Source organism: Ensifer sp. ENS06 (assembly GCF_014852205.1).
GTDB classification, from domain to species: domain Bacteria; phylum Pseudomonadota; class Alphaproteobacteria; order Rhizobiales; family Rhizobiaceae; genus Ensifer; species Ensifer adhaerens.
Genome location: NZ_JACVBC010000001.1, coordinates 862,036 through 882,523 on the forward strand (window position 1 = coordinate 862,036; position 20,488 = coordinate 882,523).

Sequence of the window (20,488 nt, forward strand, 5' to 3'; positions counted from 1 at the left end):
ACCCCCGCCGGAAGCGCAATCCTAAGCCGCAACACCATTCGAAGGAGTTCAAACATGGAAGCGGAAGCAGCAAAGTACATCGGCGCAGGTCTCGCTTGCCTCGGCATGGCCGGCACGGCTCTCGGCCTCGGCAACATCTTCGGCAGCTACCTCTCTGGCGCGCTGCGTAACCCGTCGGCTGCTGACGGCCAGTTCGGCCGCCTCGTATTCGGCTTCGCCGTTACGGAAGCTCTGGGCATCTTCTCGCTGCTCGTAGCCCTGCTCCTCCTCTTCGCCGTCTAATATCGGCTGGAGTTTCGGCCGCGACCCGTCAAAAGGTCGCGGCCGCGCATATTCTTGAGTGCACCTGGAGGTGAGCATGTTTGTGACCGCGGCTTATGCCCAGCAGTCAACCACCACTGAAGGCGCCGAAGCACACGATGCCGCTGCGGCCGGTGAGGTGCACACCGAAACGGGTGTGGCTCACGAAGGCGAGGCTGGCTCCGGCGTGTTCCCGCCCTTCGATACGACCCATTTCGCATCGCAGCTGCTTTGGCTCGCGATCACGTTCGGCCTCTTCTATCTCCTGATGTCGAAGGTCATCATTCCGCGCATCGGCGGAATTCTGGAAACCCGTCACGATCGGATCGCTCAGGATCTCGATGAAGCGTCCCGCCTCAAGGGCGAAGCCGACGCTGCCATCGCTTCCTACGAGCAGGACCTGGCAGCCGCCAAGTCCAAGGGTCACAAGATCGCCGACGACGCCCGCGAATCCGCAAAGGCCAAGGCCAATGCTGACCGCACCGCCGTCGAAGCCGACCTTGCCAAGAAGATCTCGGCTGCAGAAGACCGCATCGCCGACATCAAGGCAAAGGCATTGGCCGACGTCGGCGCCATCGCCGAGGAAACCGCAACGGCTGTCGTCAAGCAGCTGATCGGCGGAACCGTCACCAAGGCCGAGATCACCGCTGCCGTCAAGGCATCGGCTGGCAACTGAGGAGCACTGAACTATGCATCTTGATGCAACTTTCTATGCCTTCGTTGGCCTGATCCTGTTCTTCGTCCTGATTGCCTATCTCAAGGTTCCGGGCATGGTCGGCAAGGCGCTCGACGCCCGCGCCGAAAAGATCGGCAACGAGCTGACCGAAGCCAAGCGCCTGCGCGAAGAAGCGCAGGGCCTCGTCGCTGAGTACCAGCGCAAGCGCAAGGATGCCGAAGCGGAAGCTGCCGGCATCGTCGCTGCCGCCCAGCGCGAAGCCGAAATGCTGACCGCGGAAGCCAAGCAGAAGACCGAGGAGTACGTCGTTCGTCGCACGGCTCTTTCGGAACAGAAGATCAAGCAGGCCGAAAGCGACGCGATCAACGCGGTTCGTTCCGCTGCCGTCGATCTCGCGATCGCCGCTGCTGAGAAGGTCATTGCCGCCAAGGCCGACGCCGGCGCCCAGAGCGATCTGTTCAAGAAGGCACTTGGCGACGTCAAGGCACGCTTGAACTAAGCGCTCGGACATTCGATTGAAGAAAGCCCCGCTTCGTGTGGGGCTTTTTTTATGCCTGTCTGCAGAGACCGCGTTGGCCCGACCAATGGGTGGCGCCAGCCTCCGTCAGAGAATCCCGTAGGCGTTTCGCCACATCAGGTTCGGCTGCCGAAGTAGGACTAGCGTTCAAGGGCTAGCGTGGCGCACGTCAGCATGCGCGCCGCCGGTATGGCTTTTGACGCGAGAAAAGCAGTTGACGAGATATGTCGGAAGCGGAACCGAAAACGCCTGCGTAGCGCTGGTCAGGGATTGCGCAAAGGTTAGTCGTCCCGGCGCAGCGGCCGGAAGCTCATGCGGTGCAGCGGGCAGGGGCCGTGGGTCTCGATGGCGCGACGGTGGGTCACCGTCGCATAGCCGGCATGGAGCGCGAAGCCGTAGCCGGGATGTGCGAGATCGGCACGGGCCATCATGCGGTCGCGGGTGACCTTGGCGACGATCGAAGCGGCGGCGATCGACAGCGACCGCGCATCGCCCTTGACGACCGCCTTGGCGTGGCAGGTGAGGCCGGGCGGCACGTCACGGCCGTCGACGAGCACGAAGCGTGCGTTCGAGGGCAGGCCGGCCACGGCGCGTCGCATGGCTTCAAGGCTTGCCTTGCGGATGTCGGTGGCGTCGATCGTGCCGGCCGAAGCCGAGGCGATCGACACTTCGGACGTGGCGAGGATTTCTTCGAACAGTTTTTCGCGCGCCTGCGCCGTCAGCTTCTTGCTGTCGTCGAGGCCTGCGGGAATGGCGTCCGGATCGAGGATGACGGCGGCGGCGACCACCGGTCCCGCGAGCGGCCCCCGCCCGGCCTCATCCGCTCCGGCGACCGGCCAGAAGCCATCGCCCTTGGCCGAAAGCTCGAAACTGAAATCGGGCGCTTCGATGATATCGGGAAAAAGGGGAGAATCGGACGATCTGCGAGACATAAGTCTAATTCGCATGATCGACCGATTCTCTTCAAGCCCCCAGGTCCGAGTGCGGCGGCGGACGGGGGATTACCGGGGCCCACGGCGGGTAAGGGGCACCGGAACTGCTATGTGATCTCAGGCGCCCGCTATCGGGTTCGCCTGGCGGTGCGGGGCGATCATCTCTCGCCGCGCGCCGATTACGAAATTGCGGGATGGCTACCCAGGCGACCGGAAAGCCTTCAAAGAAGCGAGAGCTGCACCCCCGTTCCGAGCGGCGGCACGAAGAGATCGTCGCGCAGCTGCCGGCGCGTCGGGTTGAAGCCGAGGCGCTTGACCGCCAGGTCGAAGCGGCGGCCAATCTGCCACGCATAGGGGCCGGCGCCCTTCATGCGCTTGCCGAATTCGGCGTCATAGTCCTTGCCGCCACGCATGGAGCGGATGAGCGACATGACGTGCCGGTAGCGGTCCGGATAATTGCGCAGCAGCCAGTCGCGAAAGAGCGGGCTGACCTCGAGCGGCAGCCGCAAGAGGACATAGCTCGCTTCGGTCGCGCCGGCTGTCCTTGCGCCTTCGAGCACGCGCTCGATCTCGTGGTCATTCAGCGCCGGAATGATAGGGGAAACGAGAACACCGGCCGGGATGCCGGCTTCGGCAAGCATGCGTATCGCCTCCAGCCGCTTGCTCGGGGTCGAGGCGCGCGGCTCCATCGTGCGGGCGAGCTTCCGGTCGAGTGTCGTGACGGAGATCCCGACGCGCACCAGTCCCTTTTCCGCCATCGGCGCCAGGATATCGATATCGCGGGTGACCATCGCTGATTTGGTGACGATCATGACCGGATGGTTGGCGTCCCGCAGCACCTCGAGGATCTGGCGCATGATGCGCCACTCCTTCTCGATCGGCTGATAGGGGTCGGTGTTGGTGCCGATGGCGATCGGCCTCACCTTGTAGTCCTGCCGCGCCAGTTCGCGCTCCAGAAGTCGCGGTGCATCCGGCTTGGCAAACAGCTTCGCTTCGAAGTCGAGGCCGGCCGATAGGCCCATATACGCGTGCGTGGGGCGGGCAAAGCAATAGATGCAACCATGCTCGCAGCCGCGATAGGGATTGATCGAGCGGTCGAAGGAGATGTCGGGAGACTCGTTCCTCGTGATCACCGTGCGCGGCTTCTCGACCTGAACCTCGGTCTTGAACGGCGGCAGATCCTCCAGGCTTTCCCAACCGTCGTCGAACGTCTCGCGGCTGCGCGGTTCGAACCTGCCGGACATGTTGATCCCGGCGCCGCGCCCCCGGCGGCGATCGATGTCGATCCGGAGGCCCGTTGCGCTCATCATCGCTTCGGCCACATCTGCCGTGTTGGCGGGCGCAAGGGCACCCTGCCTGATCTGAGACAGCTCGGTCATTGGAATCTCCCCGGAATCAGATATTTGATCCCGTTTTGTTCTGATTATTTTCCTATCGCGAATGAGTGAACAATTCAAGAACAAAAAATTGGAATTTCGGTTTTGTCGATCAAGGCACCGCTTCGGTCGATGTCCTGGATGTAGCAATTGCCGTGCCGATGCGTTACGAGAAACCATGCTCACGATCATCATGGAAACCCGCGACAACGAAGCCGAACTGGCGCAGACGCTTGCTGTGTTGGTTGCCGGCGCCGTGGAGGGGCTGGTTAGCGATGTGATCATCCTCGATCATGGTTCGAAGGATGGTTCGTCCGATGTGGCCGATGCCGCTGGATGCCGTTTCTGCCGGGATTGGGATCTCGCCGATGTGGTGGGTTCGGCGCGTGGCGAATGGCTGATGTTGCTGGAGCCGGGCGCCCGCCCGATCGGCCGCTGGATCGATGAACTGGCCGAGTACGTGTCGATGAACAAGGCACCGGCCCGCTTCTCCGGTTCGAGACTGCATCGCAGGCCTTTCTTCCGCCGGCTGACCCGGCGGGGAAAGCCGCTGGAGACAGGCTTTCTCCTGCGCAAGAACGATGCTCTTGCGGCCGCCCGCGGCAATACGGGCCTGGATGCCATGACGAATGTCCGCTCTGTCCGCAAGCTTTCGACCGAACTTGTTCCGGCCTGGGTCGCCGTCGAAGCCAGGCGGTAACGCCGGTTCGTAGCGCGCAAAATTAAAGGTGCCAGTCCCGGGGGGACGGCACCTCCAAGCGGCTCTCAAATGACCTTGTTTGGTAGATTTCTATCCGGGCAGCATTCTGGCTACCCGTCGTATCCAACATTGCATTCCGCCTGGGGGACAGAGGCGGAAGGGTCTTGCGGCGCGAGGAATAGAACGTGCGGCGGTCGTTCCTCGCTGTGTCAACGCTTGGAGACTAACGAGAGGAGAAGCGACCGTCAGTTACTAAGGTAACAGGTCGGCCAAGCCGGAACGGTCCAAGCTCTTCAGCCACGTTTCAGATGCTCGTCGAGCCGCGGCATGATCTCCACGAAATTGCAGGGCATGTGCCGATAGTCGAGCTGTTGCTTGAGGATGCCGTCCCACGCATCACGGCAGGCACCGGGCGAACCCGGAAGGACGAAGATGAAGGTGGCGTTGGCAACGCCGCCAGTTGCCCGCGACTGGATCGTCGAGGTGCCGATCTTCTCGAAGGAGATACGGTGGAAGACTTCGGAGAACCCGTCCATGCGCTTCTCGAACAACGGTTCCAGCGCCTCGGGCGTCACGTCCCGCCCGGTGAAGCCCGTTCCACCTGTCGTGATCACCACGTCGATGTTGGGATCGAGCGTCCAGGCCTTTACCTGGTCGTAGATCTTCGTCTTGTCGTCGGAAACGATGGCGCGCGCCTCAAGCCGATGGCCGGCGTCACGCACCCGCGCTTCCAATGTGTCGCCCGACTTGTCGTCGGCGCGCGTGCGCGTGTCGGAGACCGTGAGGATGGCGATCCCGACAGGAATGAACGGACGCTTTTCGTCGATACCGGCCATGCTATTTCCCTTTGCCCACTGTCCTGCAGGCGAGAACGTACCACCCGGGGTAGGCCTCCGAAAGAGCGCGCGCTGTCGCAGCCGCGCGCACGTCGCTGTCGAAAAGGCCGAAGCATGTGGCGCCTGAGCCCGACATGCGCGTGAGCGCCGATCCGGCTTCGGTCAATGCCTTGCAGACCGTGCCGATCACGGGCTCAAGGCCCTCTGCCGGCAGCTGCAAATCGTTGCGCATCGTTGCGATCGCAGAAATCCACTCGGCCGCCGTGCCGGCTCTGTGAGGCGCAACGAGCGGCGGGTTCGTCTTGTTGGCGAGGGCCCGGAAGACAACCGGCGTCGAGACGGCGACGAGCGGATTGACCAGCACGATCGGCAGCGCGGGGAAATCCGCAAGCGGCGTAATGTCCTCGCCGATCCCCTTCGCGAGCAGTGGCGTGCCGGCAAGACACATCGGCACGTCCGCTCCGAGCTGCAGCGCGATGGCGCCGAGGCGGGAGGGTTCGATCGTCGCGCCCCAAAGATCGAGAAGCCCAAGAAGCGTCGCCGCCGCATCCGCGGATCCGCCGCCAATGCCCGAGGCGAGCGGGAGGTTCTTCTCGAGATGCAGGTGGACCGGCCCGGCCGTGTCGGGGTCAAGTGCCTGCAGTTCGGCGCGCAGCAGGTCCCGTGCCTTCAGAACCAGGTTGCCGCCCGCGCCGGCATCCATCGGCAGCGCGGCGGCAAACGCGCCCGAAACCGTGAAGCGATCCGCATCCGCCGGCGAGAGACCGATGCGATCGCCGCGATCGGCAAAAGTGACGAGACTTTCGAGAAGATGGTGGCCGTCGGCGCGCTGGCCGACGACGTGAAGGGCCAGATTGATCTTGGCGGGGGCTGCGCGCGTCAGCGCGAAGCCCGCGATGTCACCTTCCGACATGGAACGGTCAGGACTTCTTGTCCGGCGCCGGTGCTTCCGGGGTCACCTTCTTCGGCGCAGTTTCCTTGGCATCGGCCGAAGCGGGGACTGTTTCCTTGAGCGGCGGCAAGCCGTTCTCGATCTTTGCCTTGATCTTCGGGATCTCGGCTTCCTCGGGCTTCAGTTCGAGCGTCTGCGTCCACTGGAAGACGGCTTCGAGCTTGCGGCCGACGCGCCAATAGGCGTCGCCAAGGTGATCGTTGATCGTCGGGTCGCCGGCCATCAGTTCGGCCGCCTTCTCCAGTTCCACGACTGCGTCGTCGAAGCGGTTCATGCGGAAATAGGCCCAGCCGAGGGAATCGACGATATAACCGTCATCCGGCTTCAACTCGACGGCCTTGCGGATCATCTCCAGGCCCTCTTTGAGGTTGATGTTCATGTCGACCCAGGAATAGCCGAGATAGTTCAACACCTGCGGCTGGTCCGGATTGAGCTCCAGCGCCTTGCGGAAGTTCGGCTCGGCCTTGTCCCAGAGCTTCTGGCGCTCATAGGCGATGCCGCGTTGGAAGAATACGGTCCAGTCGCTGCGCTTCGGCACGGAGCCGATCTGTTCGACGGCGCGATCGTAGAGTTCGCCCATCTCCTTGTAGTCCTTGGCGTCGGAAAGCACGCTGCCATAGGCGAGATAGTTGCGGATGTTCTTCGGATCGACGTCGATGAGCGCCTTCAGGTGCTTCTTCGCCTCGTCGACCTTGCCGATGCTGGCGAGGCTGAGCCCGAGCTGTAGTTCCGAAACGCGCCGCATCGGCGAGGTCTCGGGAATGGCCTTGTAGAGTTCGATCGCCTCGTTCGGTTTCTTCAGGTTTTCGGCGATGCCGCCGAGCATGACCAGGATGTCGGCGCTGTCAGGGTCGAGCCGGCGCGCGGTCTGCAGGTAGAGCGAAACGATGTCCTCGGCGCCGTCGCGGTTGAGTGCCGCACCGATCGAAAAGAGCACGGCCGCAGCGCCCTGGGTGGCGTTCTTGACCTGCTGTTCCTGCGGAACACCATTCTCGATATCGGTCCTCAGCGCCTGCAGCGGCGTGTAGTTGTTGACCATGTTTTCGCCGACGGCGACGGTATCGAGCGCCTTCTGCTTGTTGCCTTCGCGCGCCTCGAAACGGGCAAGCGCTTCGACCGCGCGCATGAAGGTGTCGGGAGCGGCACTTCCGCCCTCGCGGTCGAGAATGGCATCGTTGAGCCTGGTGCGCGCCGTCTGCTTGTCACCCGCAGCAACCGCGATCGCGCCCGCATGATAGTTCTTGAACACGCGGAACCATTCAGGACCGTCAAGGCCGTTGATCTCGGCGAGTGCTTCCTTCGGCTTGCCCTGGCCGAATTTCGCCCAGGCCGAAAGCAGGCCGTTCATCAGGCGGTCGAGATCGTTCGGACCCTGGTAGTTCAGAAGCTTCTGTGCGTTGCGATACTCGCGCTTGCGGATCGCCTCGATTGCGCGAATGACCGTCGTGATGCGCTCGACGGCCGGGTCGGACTTCAGCTGCTCGGCAATCTTCGCGCCTTCGTCGAACTGGCCCGCCATCAGAAGCGTGATCATCAGCCGCTGCTTGACGTCGTTGTTGTTCGGCTCGAACTGCAGCGCGATGCGGTAGAGTTCCGTGGCGGAAGCGAAGTCGCGGTCCGTATCGGCGGTGCGGGCAGCGAGAAACGCGCCGGAAAAGGTATTGACCGACTTGATGTCGAACGGCTCAGTTTCCTCGACGGCTGCGGTCTTCTCCTCGGCAAATGCCTGGTAGCCGCCGCTGACAGCAGCGAGAGCCAGCAGTGCTGCGCCGCTGAGGAGGCGGAGAATCGTCTTTTGCCGCATGTCAAACCTTTCGCGCCGATTGCTCGGCTTTCGCACCACTAAGGGTTGTTTTCGGAGTCAGCCACATATAGCCCAACGCAACTCTTGAGGAACAGAATGGCTTTTTTGGCGCAACGCGGCAAGAAAATCCTGTCGCTCGTTCTGACCTGCCCGGAGCCCGTCAGCTGACGCGATCGATGCAGAAGTCGATGACTTCGGTGAGCGCCGATTTCCAGGGAGACGCCGGCAGCGGCGCCAGCGCATCGCGGGCAATCGTGCCGTAATGCTGGGCGCGCGCGATGGTGTCGCTCAAGCCCCCATAGCGCTTGATCAGGCCGAGTGCCTTGTCGAGGTTCGCGTCGCTGCTGTCGCCGCCTTCGATCGCCTCGCGCCAGAAGGCACGGTCTTCCGCCGTCCCGCGGCGATAGGAGAGGATTACCGGAAGGGTGATCTTGCCCTCGCGGAAGTCGTCGCCGACATTCTTGCCGAGGTCGCTCGACGAGCCGCCATAGTCGAGCACGTCGTCGACGAGCTGGAAGGCGAGGCCGAGGTTCATCCCGTAGGATTTCAGCGCGTTGCGGTCCGATTTGCTGGTCTGGGCAACGATCGGCCCAACTTCGGCGGCGGCGGCAAAAAGGGCTGCGGTCTTGGCACGGATGACCTGGAGATAGTCGTCCTCGGTCGTTTCCATGTTCTTGGCGACGGAGAGCTGCAGCACTTCGCCTTCGGCAATGACCGAAGCTGCGGTCGACAGCACGTCGAGCGCGTCAAGCGAGCCGACATCGACCATCATGCGGAAGGCCTGGCCGAGCAGGAAGTCGCCGACCAGCACGCTTGCCTGGTTGCCCCAGATCGTGCGTGCGGTGGATTTGCCGCGGCGAAGGTCGCTTTCGTCAACGACGTCGTCATGGAGAAGCGTCGCGGTGTGCATGAATTCGACGCTGGTTGCGAGCTTGACGTGGGCGTCGCCCTCGTAGCCGAACATCGCAGCGGAGGCGAGCGTCAGCATCGGGCGCAGACGCTTGCCGCCCGAAGAAATCAGGTGGTTGGCGACCTCGGGAATCATCTGAACGTCGGAGCCGGCCTTCGACAGGATAAGCTGGTTGACGCGCTCCATGTCCGCAGCGGTCAGATCAACGAGCGGCTTTACGGACGCCTGTTTGTTTTTGCTGTCTTCCAGCGGTATCACTACGCCCACACCGGGACTCCTGTTTTCATTGTCGCTTTCGACAATAGGAAGGGGTGTCCCGTGCGGCAAGAGGCGAATTGTCCCGCTTGCTGAAATAGGACAGGAAAAACCGCCGGATGAAGGAATTGATCCGTACCAACGATGCCGTCGTGCTCTCCTTTGCCGAGAGCCTGATGAAGGATGCCGGCATCGCAAGCCTCATCGCCGACCAGGGGATGAGCATTCTTGAGGGCTCGCTCGGCCTCTTGCCCCGTCGCTTTCTGGTCGCCGAGGAAGACGCGGACGCGGCGCGCCGGATCCTGATCGATGCCGGGCTCGAGGCGGAGTTGCGCCCTTGAGCACGGAGCCGATGCCGGCTGCGACCGAAACCGTCGACGCTTTTCACCGCGGCAAGTTCCATGTCGTCCAGCCACTCGGCCAGGGGCATCGCTCCGGCATGGACGCCATGCTGCTTGCGTCGCTCGTTGCATCGGATCGTCCCTGCCGGGTCGCCGATCTCGGTGCGGGCGCGGGTGCAGCCGGCATGGCCGTCGCCTCGCGGATCGACGATGCGGAAGTGGTGCTGGTGGAGCGCTCGCCCGTTATGGCGGAGTTTGCCCGCCGCAGCCTGGCGCTTGCTGAAAACGCCTGTTTTTCCTCGCGCGTCTCGGTCGTTGAGGCCGACGTTTCGTTGACCGGCAAGGCGCGTGTCGCGACGGGTCTGGCGGATGACAGCTTCGATCATGCGATCATGAACCCACCCTTCAACGATGCCTCGGACCGCAAGACTCCGGATGCGCTCAAGGCCGAGGCCCATGCGATGAGCGACGGGCTGTTCGAGATCTGGGTGAAGACGGCGGGCGCGATCATGAAGCCCGGCGGGCAACTGTCGTTGATCGCTCGGCCGGAATCGATCGCCGAGATCATCGCCGCTTGCGGCCGCCGCTTTGGCGGCATCGAGATCACGGCGCTGCATCCGCGGGTCGGTGAAAACGCCGTGCGCATCCTGGTGACGGCGATCAAGCAGAGTCGCAAACGGCTGGTCTTCCGCGCCCCGCTCGTCATGCACGAGGAGGGGCATCGCTTCGCAGACCATGTCGACGACCTCAACAATGGCCGCGCCGCCTATCGCCGCCGCTGATTTACCGTATGCGGCATTGCGTTCGCCGCATCAGTGCATACATGGCATGGAAGAGCCCCTGGCGGGCGATCGGGCGAAGCATTCCGCTTTTCGCCGATGAGACGCGGTCATGTCTATGATTTCCGGTCGTTCCGGCTCAAAATCATGGCATGTCCCAGCAGGCAGGAGTTGAAATGAAGGCGTTCCTGAGACGGTTGTTGCCCAAGCGTTTTCGCAAGGAAGGCGTGACGATCCCCGTCGTCCGGCTCCACGGCGCGATCATGGCCGGCGGCGGTCAGTTCCGGCCGGCGCTCAACCTGGCGACAGCGGCCCCGCTTCTCGAAAAGGCCTTCGCAAACAAGGACGCGCCTGCTGTCGCGATCTCCGTCAATTCGCCTGGCGGCTCCCCTGTGCAGTCGCGGTTGATCTACCAACGCATCCGCGATCTCGCCCAGGAGAAGAAAAAGCGTGTGCTGATCTTCGTCGAGGACGTCGCCGCATCCGGCGGCTATATGATCGCGCTTGCCGGCGACGAGATCATTGCCGACCCGACCTCGATCGTCGGCTCGATCGGCGTTGTCTCCGGCGGGTTCGGTTTTCCGGAACTCCTGAAGAAGATCGGCGTCGAGCGGCGTGTCTATACCGCTGGCGAAAACAAGGTGATGCTCGATCCGTTCCAGCCGGAAAAGGAAAACGACATCGCATTCCTGAAGAACCTGCAGCTCGATATCCACGATACCTTCATCCAGATGGTCAAGGCCCGTCGCGGCCAGCTGCTCGCCGACGATCCGGATATCTTCTCCGGCCTTTTCTGGACCGGCCGGCGCGGGCTGGAGCTCGGCATCATCGATAGTCTCGGCGATCTGCGCGGCGAGGTGAAGAAGCGCTATGGCGACAAGGCGCGGCTCGAGCTCATCCAGCCGGTGCGCAGCCTTTTTGGCCGCCGGCAGAGCGGCGCGGCCATTGCCGGTGCTCTGGTCGAGCCAATGGCCGCTTCCGCAGCGGCGGGACTTGCCGAAGCCATCGAGGAAAGGGCATTGTGGGCGCGGTTCGGGCTTTGATGCCTGCCCGGCCTGAAATGTCCTTGGAGGGAAAATGCCGCAACTCATCCTGCTCCTGATCGCAGGTTTCGTCTTCTGGCTCGGCTATCGCAAGTTCGTGGCGGATGCCCAGAAGCTGACGCGCCAGCGCGAACAGGCTCGCCGCGAGGAGCAGACCGGGGCGCAGGGAACATTGGTGCAGGACCCGGAGACCGGCGAATACAGGCTGAAGCGCGACGGCGAGTGAGGGCGGTCGGAACGCGTCAGTGTGGCTGCGGTCTATTTGCCCGCCCGCTGCCGTAGCGCTTGACCCCTGTCATCAGGCGTGGCACCTGTCCGGCACATTTTCTAGAAGAAATCCGGACGCGATCCATGACCACTCTGCCTGATCATATGAACCCGAAGCGCTCGTTTCAGGCTCTGATCCTGACACTCCACAATTACTGGGCCGACAAGGGTTGCGCCGTGCTGCAGCCCTACGACATGGAAGTGGGCGCCGGTACCTTCCATCCGGCAACGACCCTGCGCGCGCTGGGCCCGCGTCCCTGGCGTGCGGCTTACGTCCAGCCGTCGCGTCGCCCGACCGATGGCCGCTACGGCGAAAACCCGAACCGCCTGCAGCACTACTATCAGTATCAGGTAATCCTGAAGCCGAACCCGTCCAACCTGCAGGAACTCTATCTCGGCTCGCTCGAGGCGATCGGCCTCGACCCGCTGCTGCACGATATCCGCTTTGTCGAGGATGACTGGGAAAGCCCGACGCTCGGCGCCTGGGGTCTCGGCTGGGAGTGCTGGTGCGACGGCATGGAAGTGTCGCAGTTCACGTACTTCCAGCAGGTCTGCGGCATCGAGTGCTCGCCGGTTTCGGGGGAACTGACCTACGGTCTCGAACGCCTCGCCATGTATGTGCAGGGCGTCGACAACGTCTACGACCTGAACTTCAACGGTCGCGAGGGTGCCGAGAAGATCAGCTATGGCGATGTCTTCCTGCAGGCCGAACAGGAATATTCGCGCTACAATTTCGAATACGCCAACACGGCGATGCTGCATCAGCACTTCATCGATGCGGAAGCCGAGTGCCAGGCGTTGCTGGCTGCCGGAGCACCGGGCGACCACAGCAACAACCACCTGCACAAATGCGTCTTCCCAGCCTACGACCAGTGCATCAAGGCAAGCCATGTGTTCAACCTGCTCGATGCCCGCGGCGTGATCTCGGTCACCGAGCGCCAGAGCTACATCCTTAGGGTGCGCACGCTCGCCAAGGCCTGCGGCGAAGCCTTCCTGTTGACCGACGCCGGTGGCGCGAACCTCAACCGGGACGCCGCTTGAGCGTAGAACCGTCCGGCCTTGTCGTTCACATCAACGGCTGGCCGGGCACCGGTAAGCTGACGATCGCGCGCCATCTTGCTGAAAGGCTGGGCGCGCGGCTCGCCGACAATCACACGCTGATCAATCCGGCCGAGGCACTGTTTGCGCGCAGTGACCCGCTTTATCGCTCGCTTCGATCGGCGGTCCGCCAAAGCGTGTTCGAGCACCTGGAAAGGGCGGCAGCCGAACGGTCGATCATCTTCACCGATGCGCTCTCGGACGATGCCACCGACACGCGTGCCTTCGAGGACTGCGCCGCACTCGCGCAAAAACGCGGCGCTCGCTTCGTTGCGGTCGTGATCGATTGCGACGTCGAGGAAAATCTCAAGCGCCTGACACGCGCCGGCCGGAGCAAGCTGCACAAGCTGACCGATCCGGAAGTTCTTCTGGGATTGCGGCGCGCGCACCGGCTGCTGCGCGGCAGAAGCGACCGATTGATTGAGATCGATGTGTCGACGCTCGGCGCTGATGAGGCGGCAGCGGCAATCGCGGCGCGGATCGCTGAACCTTCAACTGTCAGATGACGAAGGTCGTGCCGGCGTCGTTCTTGCAGTACGGCTTCATTGTGGGATAGGCGCCGGTATAGACCTGACCGGAGTAGGTCTGAAGAGCGCGGCGAACACCGCTCGGCCGTTCCGGAGAATGGGCGCTCGCATAGGCAACGAAGAGCGCCGTAAAGGCGATCACGTTGATGAGAGTTGCGAGCGTTTTCATGGTCTTCACTTCGTTTCCGGGGTTGTTCGATGAACCGACTATCGCCCATCACCGGTCCGGTCGCCGTTCCCGATGGAACAGGAAAGCCGGTCTTTTGACGTGAAAAGGCGTGGCATCGGGAAACACAGTGTTCACGGTGCAGGCGGGAATTGGGGAGGAGCAGGTTTCTCTGGCCAAATGCTGCAGAAAGCGCTTTGAAGCTGAGAAGCGAATGCTAATCTCTGCGCGAGTTTTTGGAGGGTGCCCTATGATCGGTCTGGCAATCGCCGTCGTCGTGATTCTGTATCTGGTTTTCGTCTATAACGGTCTCGTCAAGGCGCGGCAGATCGCCGAGGAGGCGTGGTCCGGTATCGATGTGCAGTTGAAGCGCCGCGCCGATCTGATCCCGAACCTGATCGAAACCGTGAAGGGCTACGCCGCACACGAGAAGTCGACGTTCGAAGAGGTGATCGCCATGCGCAACCGCGCACAGGCGGTGCCAGCCGGCGACGTCGAGGGGCGGGCCCAGGCGGAAGGCGCGCTCTCCCAGGCGCTCGGCAAGCTCTTTGCGCTGGCGGAAGCTTATCCGGACCTCAAGGCCAACGAGAATTTCGCCGAGCTGCAGCGCTCGCTGGAAACGATCGAGGGCGAAATCCAGATGTCGCGCCGCTATTACAACGGTGCGGCCCGTGACTTGAACGTCAAGGTCGAGAGCTTCCCGTCCAACCTGATCGCAAACGCCTTCCGCTTCGTCAAAGCCGGCTATTTCGAGATCACCAACGAAGCCGACCGCGCGGTGCCGCAGGTCAAGTTCTGACAGCCACGCCTCCCGAACATTCCTCGCCGCGGGATCCCGCCGCGGCGCCATTCGCATCAAGAGACCTATTCGATGACCTCCGATAGCATGAAAAAACTGACCATCCTGCCGACCGACCACCCGCTCCGCGGTCATGTGCGCCCGCCGGGCTCGAAGTCGATCACCAACCGGGCGCTGCTTCTGGCCGGCCTTGCCAAGGGCACGAGCCGGCTGACGGGTGCCTTGAAGAGCGACGACACCCGCTACATGGCGGAAGCCTTGCGCGCGATGGGCGTCGAAGTCAGCGAGCCGGATGAAACCACCTTCGTCGTCACCAGCACGGGCAAGTTGCTCCCGCCGGCAGCTCCCTTGTTCCTCGGCAATGCCGGAACGGCGACACGCTTCCTGACGGCTGCTGCCGCGCTCGTCGATGGCACGGTCGTGGTCGATGGCGACCAGCACATGCGCAAGCGGCCGATCAAGCCCTTGGTCGAAGCACTCGGAACGCTCGGCGTCGAAGTCACCTCCGAAACCGGCTGCCCGCCGGTCACCGTCAAAGGCACCGGCGGCTTCCCGGCCGGTCGCGTCGTCATCGATGCCGGCCTGTCGAGCCAGTATGTCTCGGCCCTGCTGATGGCGGCCCCCGGCGCCAAGGGTCCTGTCAACATCGAGCTTGCCGGCGACGAGATCGGCGCGCGCGGTTACATCGACCTAACGGTTGCCGCCATGCGTGCCTTCGGCGCCGAAGTCGAGCAGCTGAGCCCCTCCGTCTGGCAGGTCGCGCCGACCGGCTACAAGGCAGCCGACTATGTCATAGAGCCGGATGCTTCGGCGGCGACCTATCTCTGGGCTGCGGAAGTCCTGACCGGCGGCGCCATCGATATCGGCGTTCCGCCGGACGCCTTCTCGCAGCCGGATGCCCGCGCCCATGCGGTGATCGCGAGCTTCCCGAACCTGCCCGCCGTTATCGACGGCTCGCAGATGCAGGACGCGATCCCGACGATCGCCGTACTTGCCGCCTTCAACAAGACGCCGGTGCGCTTCGTCGGTCTCGCCAACCTGCGCGTCAAGGAATGCGACCGCGTGCGCGCGCTGTCGCTCGGTCTGACAGCGATCCGGCCGGATCTGGCGCATGAGGAAGGCGACGACCTGATCGTCTCTTCCGATCCCACGCTTGCCGGCCAGACCTTGCCCGCCTCGATCGACACCTTCGCCGACCATCGCATCGCCATGAGCTTTGCGCTTGCCGGCCTGAAGATCCACGGCATCGCCATCGAAGATCCAGGCTGCGTTGCCAAAACCTACCCGGCCTATTGGGATGCGCTCGCCTCGCTCGGCGTCGAATTTACCGGCGACCGGCCTTGATACCGTGCGGGATGTGCGGCCGTGTCTGCGGTTTCCGCGCGCATCCCGTTCTCACCCATAAGAACCGGTCTCGTGTCTTGAACCTCAACCGGAAGAAAGCTTGATCCGCATGGTCCGTTTCGCTGCCGCATTTGCCGTTCTGGTGTTTTTGCTGGCAACGGCAGGCGTCGGTCGGGCGGAGGAGGTCTTCTCCGCCTATCGCTCCGTCATCGATGTCGCCAAGGACGGCACGATGACGGTGACCGAGACGATCACGGCGACGGTCGAGGGCAACAAGATCCGCCGCGGTATCTATCGCGACATGCCTTTGACCTTCACCGACGCGAAGGGCAAGCGCAGCAAGGTCGATTTCAAGCTGCTCTCGGTCGAGCGTGACGGTGAGGAGGAGCCCTATCGCACCGAGACGATCAACGGCGGCATCCGCATCTACACCGGTTCGGCCGAGGTCTTTCTGGAGCGGGGCGAGCATACCTTCCAGTTCACCTACGAGACTGGCCGGCAGATCCGCTTCTTTGACGATCACGACGAACTCTACTGGAACGTCACCGGTACGGAGTGGGATTTCCCGATCGACGAGGCGAGTGCGACCGTGACGCTGCCGGACGGCGTCAGGGCCGAAGCGCTCGATTACTTCACTGGCGGCTATGGCGCGACCGGCAAGGATGCGCGTGCATCCAGGGACGGCAGCGAAATCTTCTTTGCCACCACCCGACGTCTCGACCCGCGCGAAGGGCTGACGATCGCCATCAAGATGCCGAAGGGCAGCATCGACAGGCCCACCTCCAGCCAGGAAAATGCCTGGTGGCTGCACGACCATCTGGCGCTCGTCATCGCCGGTGCCGGCCTTGCCGTCGTCCTGCTCTACTATAGCCAGGCCTGGCTCAGGGCCGGGCGTGACCCGGACCGCGGCGTCATGGTGCCGCGCTGGGATCCGCCGGAGGGCATCTCACCGGCGCTCGTCAATTACATCGACAACAGGGGCTTTTCCGGTGAGGGCTGGACCGCGTTGTCGGCGGCAGCACTCAATCTCGCGGTCAAGGGCCACGTGGTTCTCGAAGACCTGAAGAACGCCATCGTCATTGCCGCCACCGGCAAGAAACCCGACGAAAAGCTGCCGACCGGCGAGGCGGCCGTGATGAAGGCGGTCAATGCCGCTGGCGGCAAGCTCACCATCGACCGCGCCCATGGCACACGGGTGCAGGCGACCGGCGCTGATTTCCGCAACGCCATGGAGCGCGAGCATCGCGGCAAGTACTACCACGCCAACAGCGGTTACATCGTCGCCGGTGTCATCCTTTCGGTGTTGGCGGTTGCGGCCGTGTTCCTGTTCGGGGATCTCAGCGAGGACAGCCTGCCGCTGGTGATCGTTCCTGTTTTCATCGCCTTCTTCGTCTCGATCCTCGCAGTCTCCTTCGGCAAGTCGCTTCGCCGCGAAAGGAGCCTGATGAGCCGGATCATGTCGATCGTCGTGGTCGCCTTCATCGGCTTCGTCGCCTTCACCATCTTCTCGACCATCCTTGCGGCCGTCTTCTATTCGGCAGCCGAAACCGACGAACTGCCGCTGCTCTTCGTGATCGGCGCGATCGTGCTCGTCAACGTGCTGTTCTTCTTCCTGATGGGTGCGCCGACGCCGCTCGGAACGCGGATGATGGATGGCATTGACGGGCTCAGGCAATACATGACGCTCGCCGAGAAAGACCGGATGAACATGCAAGGCGCGCCCGAAATGTCGCCCCGGCATTTCGAGACGCTGCTCCCTTACGCCGTGGCGCTTGGCGTCGAGAAGCCCTGGACCGAGACCTTCGATCGTTGGCTGCTTGCCGCGGCGGCTGGGGCGGCTGCGGCCGCTGCCTATCAGCCGGGCTGGTATCACGGTGACGGCTTCGGCTCGAGCACCTTCGGCGATCGCATCGGCGGTTTTGCCGGATCCATGGCCGACACGATGACGTCCTCCCTGCCGCCCCCACCCAAATCGTCATCGTCGGGCTTTTCTTCCGGCGGCGGCTTCGCCGGCGGCGGCGGTGGTGGCGGTGGTGGCGGCGGCTGGTAAATCCGCCTCGCACTTGCCCTTGGAAAACCAAATTCATCGCGGCGCTTGGTGACAATCTTGCCAGAGATTGCTAAGTCCGCCGCAACCGTCAGGAACAGAAAAAGTCACTCCCATGCCCGATCTTCTTATCGAACTCCGCTCCGAGGAAATTCCTGCCCGCCTGCAGCGCAAGGCGGCCGGTGACCTCAAGAAGCTGCTGACCGATGCCCTGGTCGAAGCGGGCCTGACCTATGAGGGGGCGCGCGAGTACTGGACACCGCGCCGGCTGACGCTTGACATCCGCGGCCTCAACGCCCGATCCACCGATGTTCGCGAAGAGCGCAAGGGTCCGCGCACCGACGCCAACGAGAAGGCGATCGAAGGCTTCCTGCGCGGCGCCGGCCTTTCCTCGATCAGCGAGGCGCACGTCCATAGCGACCCGAAGAAGGGCGACTTCTACGTCGCCCATATCGTCAAGCCGGGCCGTCCCGCCGATGAGATCATCGCCGAGGCGATGCCGGATATCATCCGCAATTTCCCCTGGCCGAAGCCGATGCGTTCCGGCGTGGCATCGGCCAGGCCCGGCGCGCTGCGCTGGGTCCGCCCGCTGCAGTCGATCGTCTGCACCTTCGGGTCGGAAACCGAGGAAACCCATGTGATCCCGTTTGAAGTCGACGGCATCGTCGCCTCGAACGTCACCTATGGTCACCGCTTCCATGCGCCGGAAGCGATCACGGTGCGTCGCTTTGCCGACTATGCCGAGAAGCTGGAAAAGGCGAAGGTCGTTCTCGACGGCGAGCGCCGCAAGGAAATGATCCTGGCCGACGCCCGCAATGTCGCCTTCGCCAACGGCCTTGAGCTCGTCGAAGACGAAGGCCTGCTCGAAGAAGTCTCCGGCCTCGTCGAGTGGCCGCAGGTGCTGATGGGCAGCTTCGAGGAAGCCTATCTCGAAATCCCCTCGGAAATCATCCGACTGACGATCAAAACCAACCAGAAGTGCTTCGTCACCCGCGCGCCGGGCGCCGACACGCTCTCCAACAAGTTCATCCTGGTCTCGAACATCGAGGCGAAGGACGGCGGCAAGGAGATCGTGCATGGCAACGGCAAGGTCGTGCGCGCCCGTCTTTCGGACGCAGCGCATTTCTGGCACCGCGACCAGGGCAACTTGCCGGATCTCGAAACGCTGGAAGCATCCGCCAAGAAGTTCAATCTGGACCTCGGCAAGCCGCTCGATCAGCGCATGGCCAAGCTCGATGCGCTGAACGTTACCTTCCATGCCAAGCTCGGCACCCAGGGCGAACGCGTCGCGCGTATCCGCGCGCTTGCTGGTGAACTTGCCAAGGTCACCGGCGCCGACGCCAAGCTCGTCGACCGCGCCGTCGTGCTGGCCAAAGCCGATCTGCGCACTGAAGCCGTCGGCGAATTCCCTGAGCTTCAGGGCATCATGGGGCACAAGTACGCCCTGCTTCAGGGCGAGAACGGATCTGTCGCCACGGCGATCGAGGACCACTGGAAGCCGAATGGTCCCTCTGACCGTGCGCCTACCGATCCGGTGGCAGTGACCGTTGCGCTTGCCGACAAGCTCGATACGCTCGTCGGCTTCTGGGCGATCGACGAAAAGCCCACCGGTTCAAAAGACCCCTTTGCGCTGCGCCGCGCCGCACTCGGCGTGATCCGCCTGATCCTGGAAGGCAAGGCGCGCCTGGCGCTGCTGCCTGTATTCGAAACGGCACTCGTCGCCCTGCGCGCGCAGAAGCCGGCGCTTGCGGACGACATTTCGGCCGATCTGCTCTCCTTCTTCCATGATCGCCTCAAGGTCTATCTGCGCGACCTCGGCGCCCGTCATGACCTGATCGACGCCGTGCTGACGCCGGAAGCCGACGACCTGCTGATGATCGCCCGCCGTGTGGAAGCGCTGACCGCCTTCATCACCGACGAGGAAGGCCGCAACCTCTTGGCCGGCACCAAGCGCGCCACCCAGATCCTCGCAGCCGAAGAGAAGAAGGGCACCGCCGTCGCCGACGCCGTCGATGCCGGCCTCTTCCGTCTCGACGCCGAGAAGGCGCTGCACCAGGCTGTCGAAATTGCATCGGCTGAAGCACGCGATGCGATCGCCAAGGAAGACTTCCGTTCGGCCATGGAAGCGCTGGCCAAGCTGCGCGAACCGGTCGACCAGTTCTTCAACGACGTACTCGTCAATGACGATGATGCGGCAATCCGTGCGAACCGTCTGGCGCTGCTCGGCCTGATCCGCTCGGCCACCGGCACGGTCGCGGACTTCTCGAAGATCGTCGGCTAAGGCCGGGTCGCCGCCGGGAGACCGGCGGCATCACACCCGCGCACAAACGTTCAAGCGGCGCGCTGCCCGGCGACCTATATGCTGTCTCCATCACGCAAGATGGAGACAGCCGATGACTATCGCGACAAAGGCCTACAAGCCGATCAATTTTGCCGAAAAACTCTCGCTCTTCAGCGATCAGTGGCAACCGCGCGTTCTTGCCGAACTCAACGACTACCAGTTCAAGATCGTGCGCATCGAAGGCGATTTCATCTGGCACGATCATGAAGATACCGACGAGGCCTTCATCGTGCTCGAAGGAACATTGCGCATCGATTTCCGCGATGGGGCTGTGACGCTCGGTCCCGGCGAAATGTACGTCGTGGCGAAGGGCGTCGAACACAAGCCCTATGCGGAGCGCGAGGTGAAGATGCTCTTGATCGAGCCGCGCGGCACGCTCAACACCGGCCACGAGGGTGGCGAACGCACCGCGGAAAACGACCGCTGGATCTGATCCCTTGTCCGGGTCACTACGATCTCGCTTGCTGACCGACATGGC

22 protein-coding genes are annotated in these 20,488 nt (G+C 63.2%); 15 read left to right on the plus strand and 7 right to left on the minus strand.

What is annotated here, in order from left to right; all coding sequences use genetic code 11:
* Nucleotides 1-54: 54 nt before the first annotated feature.
* From IB279_RS04255 to IB279_RS04265, 3 genes are all read left to right on the plus strand, one after another.
* A complete protein-coding gene (locus IB279_RS04255; protein WP_025426100.1) occupies nucleotides 55-282 on the plus strand; it encodes a F0F1 ATP synthase subunit C in 228 nt (75 codons plus the stop codon).
* 76 nt (nucleotides 283-358) lie between these two features.
* Nucleotides 359-976, plus strand: a complete 618-nt coding sequence (locus tag IB279_RS04260) for a F0F1 ATP synthase subunit B (RefSeq protein ID WP_034801046.1) — start codon at nucleotides 359-361, stop codon at nucleotides 974-976.
* A 13-nt stretch (nucleotides 977-989) separates the two neighbouring features.
* Entirely contained in the window at nucleotides 990-1,475 is a 486-nt protein-coding gene (locus IB279_RS04265) for a F0F1 ATP synthase subunit B (RefSeq protein WP_034801048.1), read from the plus strand.
* A gap of 299 nt (nucleotides 1,476-1,774) precedes the next feature.
* Here IB279_RS04265 and IB279_RS04270 read toward each other — a convergent pair whose 3' ends face one another.
* Both IB279_RS04270 and IB279_RS04275 read right to left on the minus strand, forming a co-directional pair.
* On the minus strand, nucleotides 1,775-2,425 hold the full coding sequence (locus IB279_RS04270; RefSeq protein WP_034801051.1) for a ribonuclease HII: 651 nt from the start codon (nucleotides 2,423-2,425) through the stop codon (nucleotides 1,775-1,777).
* A 221-nt stretch (nucleotides 2,426-2,646) separates the two neighbouring features.
* Complete coding sequence (locus tag IB279_RS04275; protein WP_034801053.1) at nucleotides 2,647-3,804, minus strand: PA0069 family radical SAM protein; 1,158 nt, start codon at nucleotides 3,802-3,804, stop codon at nucleotides 2,647-2,649.
* Between the two features lie 175 nt (nucleotides 3,805-3,979).
* Between IB279_RS04275 and IB279_RS04280 the strand changes: the two genes are divergently transcribed.
* Nucleotides 3,980-4,501, plus strand: a complete 522-nt coding sequence (locus IB279_RS04280) for a glycosyl transferase (protein WP_034801056.1) — start codon at nucleotides 3,980-3,982, stop codon at nucleotides 4,499-4,501.
* 293 nt (nucleotides 4,502-4,794) lie between these two features.
* Here IB279_RS04280 and moaB read toward each other — a convergent pair whose 3' ends face one another.
* The 4 genes from moaB to IB279_RS04300 all read right to left on the minus strand — a co-directional run bounded on the left by moaB (nucleotide 4,795) and on the right by IB279_RS04300 (nucleotide 9,270).
* Nucleotides 4,795-5,337 (minus strand): molybdenum cofactor biosynthesis protein B, encoded by a 543-nt coding sequence (gene moaB, locus IB279_RS04285; RefSeq protein WP_034801059.1) that lies wholly within the window; start codon nucleotides 5,335-5,337, stop codon nucleotides 4,795-4,797.
* Nucleotide 5,338: 1 nt separating this feature from the next.
* Entirely contained in the window at nucleotides 5,339-6,250 is a 912-nt protein-coding gene (locus IB279_RS04290) for a 4-(cytidine 5'-diphospho)-2-C-methyl-D-erythritol kinase (RefSeq protein ID WP_113189049.1), read from the minus strand.
* Between the two features lie 7 nt (nucleotides 6,251-6,257).
* Nucleotides 6,258-8,093 carry a tetratricopeptide repeat protein gene (locus IB279_RS04295; RefSeq protein ID WP_113189048.1) on the minus strand — a complete coding sequence of 612 codons (1,836 nt, stop codon included), beginning with the start codon at nucleotides 8,091-8,093 and terminating at the stop codon, nucleotides 6,258-6,260.
* Nucleotides 8,094-8,253: 160 nt separating this feature from the next.
* Nucleotides 8,254-9,270 carry a polyprenyl synthetase family protein gene (locus tag IB279_RS04300; RefSeq protein WP_034801067.1) on the minus strand — a complete coding sequence of 339 codons (1,017 nt, stop codon included), beginning with the start codon at nucleotides 9,268-9,270 and terminating at the stop codon, nucleotides 8,254-8,256.
* 107 nt (nucleotides 9,271-9,377) lie between these two features.
* On the opposite strand from IB279_RS04300, the gene IB279_RS04305 reads away from it, so the two are divergent.
* From IB279_RS04305 to IB279_RS04330, 6 genes are all read left to right on the plus strand, one after another.
* A complete protein-coding gene (locus IB279_RS04305; RefSeq protein WP_034801069.1) occupies nucleotides 9,378-9,599 on the plus strand; it encodes a DUF2007 domain-containing protein in 222 nt (73 codons plus the stop codon).
* Between the two features lie 11 nt (nucleotides 9,600-9,610).
* A complete protein-coding gene (locus IB279_RS04310; protein WP_113189056.1) occupies nucleotides 9,611-10,381 on the plus strand; it encodes a tRNA1(Val) (adenine(37)-N6)-methyltransferase in 771 nt (256 codons plus the stop codon).
* 173 nt (nucleotides 10,382-10,554) lie between these two features.
* On the plus strand, nucleotides 10,555-11,421 hold the full coding sequence (locus IB279_RS04315; protein WP_112770486.1) for a S49 family peptidase: 867 nt from the start codon (nucleotides 10,555-10,557) through the stop codon (nucleotides 11,419-11,421).
* A gap of 34 nt (nucleotides 11,422-11,455) precedes the next feature.
* The gene (locus IB279_RS04320; RefSeq protein WP_034801076.1) at nucleotides 11,456-11,647 is read left to right on the plus strand and encodes a membrane protein; all 192 of its coding nucleotides are present in this window, start codon (nucleotides 11,456-11,458) and stop codon (nucleotides 11,645-11,647) included.
* 125 nt (nucleotides 11,648-11,772) lie between these two features.
* A complete protein-coding gene (locus IB279_RS04325; RefSeq protein ID WP_060516372.1) occupies nucleotides 11,773-12,729 on the plus strand; it encodes a glycine--tRNA ligase subunit alpha in 957 nt (318 codons plus the stop codon).
* Nucleotides 12,726-13,292 (plus strand): AAA family ATPase, encoded by a 567-nt coding sequence (locus tag IB279_RS04330; RefSeq protein ID WP_060584102.1) that lies wholly within the window; start codon nucleotides 12,726-12,728, stop codon nucleotides 13,290-13,292. Before IB279_RS04325 ends, IB279_RS04330 begins: the two co-directional genes overlap by 4 nt.
* Here IB279_RS04330 and IB279_RS04335 read toward each other — a convergent pair.
* Nucleotides 13,285-13,482, minus strand: a complete 198-nt coding sequence (locus IB279_RS04335; RefSeq protein WP_034801082.1) for a hypothetical protein — start codon at nucleotides 13,480-13,482, stop codon at nucleotides 13,285-13,287. The two genes, IB279_RS04330 and IB279_RS04335, sit on opposite strands and share 8 nt — an antisense overlap.
* A 247-nt stretch (nucleotides 13,483-13,729) precedes the next feature.
* Between IB279_RS04335 and IB279_RS04340 the strand changes: the two genes are divergently transcribed.
* From IB279_RS04340 to IB279_RS04360, 5 genes are all read left to right on the plus strand, one after another.
* Nucleotides 13,730-14,278, plus strand: coding sequence for a LemA family protein (locus IB279_RS04340; RefSeq protein ID WP_034801085.1), 549 nt, complete (start codon nucleotides 13,730-13,732; stop codon nucleotides 14,276-14,278).
* 72 nt (nucleotides 14,279-14,350) lie between these two features.
* Complete coding sequence (aroA, locus tag IB279_RS04345; protein WP_113189046.1) at nucleotides 14,351-15,622, plus strand: 3-phosphoshikimate 1-carboxyvinyltransferase; 1,272 nt, start codon at nucleotides 14,351-14,353, stop codon at nucleotides 15,620-15,622.
* 109 nt (nucleotides 15,623-15,731) lie between these two features.
* The gene (locus IB279_RS04350; protein ID WP_192339160.1) at nucleotides 15,732-17,672 is read left to right on the plus strand and encodes a DUF2207 domain-containing protein; all 1,941 of its coding nucleotides are present in this window, start codon (nucleotides 15,732-15,734) and stop codon (nucleotides 17,670-17,672) included.
* Nucleotides 17,673-17,784: 112 nt separating this feature from the next.
* Nucleotides 17,785-19,950 carry a glycine--tRNA ligase subunit beta gene (gene glyS / locus IB279_RS04355; protein ID WP_113187024.1) on the plus strand — a complete coding sequence of 722 codons (2,166 nt, stop codon included), beginning with the start codon at nucleotides 17,785-17,787 and terminating at the stop codon, nucleotides 19,948-19,950.
* Between the two features lie 112 nt (nucleotides 19,951-20,062).
* The gene (locus IB279_RS04360) at nucleotides 20,063-20,443 is read left to right on the plus strand and encodes a cupin domain-containing protein (protein WP_089044747.1); all 381 of its coding nucleotides are present in this window, start codon (nucleotides 20,063-20,065) and stop codon (nucleotides 20,441-20,443) included.
* The last annotated feature ends 45 nt before the right edge of the window (nucleotides 20,444-20,488 follow it).

What these genes read in the sequence shown, in the direction of transcription:
- IB279_RS04255 (WP_025426100.1), top strand. Translation starts at nt 55, where the DNA reads ATGGAAGCGGAAGCAGCAAAGTACATCGGCGCAGGTCTCGCTTGCCTC.
- IB279_RS04260 (WP_034801046.1), top strand. Translation starts at nt 359, where the DNA reads ATGTTTGTGACCGCGGCTTATGCCCAGCAGTCAACCACCACTGAAGGC.
- IB279_RS04265 (WP_034801048.1), top strand. Translation starts at nt 990, where the DNA reads ATGCATCTTGATGCAACTTTCTATGCCTTCGTTGGCCTGATCCTGTTC.
- IB279_RS04270 (WP_034801051.1), bottom strand. Translation starts at nt 2,425, where the DNA reads ATGTCTCGCAGATCGTCCGATTCTCCCCTTTTTCCCGATATCATCGAA.
- IB279_RS04275 (WP_034801053.1), bottom strand. Translation starts at nt 3,804, where the DNA reads ATGACCGAGCTGTCTCAGATCAGGCAGGGTGCCCTTGCGCCCGCCAAC.
- IB279_RS04280 (WP_034801056.1), top strand. Translation starts at nt 3,980, where the DNA reads ATGCTCACGATCATCATGGAAACCCGCGACAACGAAGCCGAACTGGCG.
- moaB (WP_034801059.1), bottom strand. Translation starts at nt 5,337, where the DNA reads ATGGCCGGTATCGACGAAAAGCGTCCGTTCATTCCTGTCGGGATCGCC.
- IB279_RS04290 (WP_113189049.1), bottom strand. Translation starts at nt 6,250, where the DNA reads ATGTCGGAAGGTGACATCGCGGGCTTCGCGCTGACGCGCGCAGCCCCC.
- IB279_RS04295 (WP_113189048.1), bottom strand. Translation starts at nt 8,093, where the DNA reads ATGCGGCAAAAGACGATTCTCCGCCTCCTCAGCGGCGCAGCACTGCTG.
- IB279_RS04305 (WP_034801069.1), top strand. Translation starts at nt 9,378, where the DNA reads ATGAAGGAATTGATCCGTACCAACGATGCCGTCGTGCTCTCCTTTGCC.
- IB279_RS04310 (WP_113189056.1), top strand. Translation starts at nt 9,611, where the DNA reads ATGCCGGCTGCGACCGAAACCGTCGACGCTTTTCACCGCGGCAAGTTC.
- IB279_RS04315 (WP_112770486.1), top strand. Translation starts at nt 10,555, where the DNA reads ATGAAGGCGTTCCTGAGACGGTTGTTGCCCAAGCGTTTTCGCAAGGAA.
- IB279_RS04320 (WP_034801076.1), top strand. Translation starts at nt 11,456, where the DNA reads ATGCCGCAACTCATCCTGCTCCTGATCGCAGGTTTCGTCTTCTGGCTC.
- IB279_RS04325 (WP_060516372.1), top strand. Translation starts at nt 11,773, where the DNA reads ATGACCACTCTGCCTGATCATATGAACCCGAAGCGCTCGTTTCAGGCT.
- IB279_RS04335 (WP_034801082.1), bottom strand. Translation starts at nt 13,482, where the DNA reads ATGAAAACGCTCGCAACTCTCATCAACGTGATCGCCTTTACGGCGCTC.
- IB279_RS04340 (WP_034801085.1), top strand. Translation starts at nt 13,730, where the DNA reads ATGATCGGTCTGGCAATCGCCGTCGTCGTGATTCTGTATCTGGTTTTC.
- aroA (WP_113189046.1), top strand. Translation starts at nt 14,351, where the DNA reads ATGACCTCCGATAGCATGAAAAAACTGACCATCCTGCCGACCGACCAC.
- IB279_RS04350 (WP_192339160.1), top strand. Translation starts at nt 15,732, where the DNA reads ATGGTCCGTTTCGCTGCCGCATTTGCCGTTCTGGTGTTTTTGCTGGCA.
- glyS (WP_113187024.1), top strand. Translation starts at nt 17,785, where the DNA reads ATGCCCGATCTTCTTATCGAACTCCGCTCCGAGGAAATTCCTGCCCGC.
- IB279_RS04360 (WP_089044747.1), top strand. Translation starts at nt 20,063, where the DNA reads ATGACTATCGCGACAAAGGCCTACAAGCCGATCAATTTTGCCGAAAAA.